The organism is Streptomyces racemochromogenes, assembly GCF_044129415.1.
GTDB lineage: Bacteria > Actinomycetota > Actinomycetes > Streptomycetales > Streptomycetaceae > Streptomyces > Streptomyces racemochromogenes_A.
In genome coordinates this window covers 1-458 of record NZ_JBBDHD010000336.1, presented here as the reverse complement: position 1 = coordinate 458, position 458 = coordinate 1, and the positions used below count along the sequence as shown (strand labels likewise).

The 458-nt window shown below is 73.4% G+C and carries 1 protein-coding gene; it reads left to right on the top strand.

Annotated elements, in window-relative coordinates; genetic code table 11:
- The coding region (locus WDV06_RS37160; RefSeq protein WP_395514203.1) for an AMP-binding protein at positions 1-458 on the top strand (458 nt) is incomplete at both ends.

The following is a 458-nucleotide window of genomic DNA, read 5'->3' as shown; positions in this document are numbered from 1 at the left end:
TTCCGGTGGACCCGGAGTACCCGGCCGACCGGATCGCGTACATGCTCCAGGACGCCGGACCCGTCGCCGTCCTCACCCGGGCGGACACGGTCGGGGTCCTGCCGGAGGACGTCCGGCCGACCCTGGTCGAGGACCTGGGACTGGAGGCGTTCTCCGCGGCCGACCTGACGGACGCCGAGCGCACGGCCCCGCTGCTGGTGGGATCGCCGGCCTGGGTGATCTACACGTCCGGCTCCACCGGCCGCCCCAAGGGCGTCGTCGTCACCCACACGGGCATCGCGAGTCTTTCCCTGTCCCAGATCGAGTCCTTCCGGATCACCGCCGACAGCCGGGTGCTCCAGTTCGCCTCGCCGAGCTTCGACGCCGCCGCCTGGGAAGTGGTCATGGCGCTGCTGTCGGGGGCCCGGCTGGTGCTGGCCCGGTCGGAGGAGCTGCTGCCGGGCGAGCCGCTGGCCGCG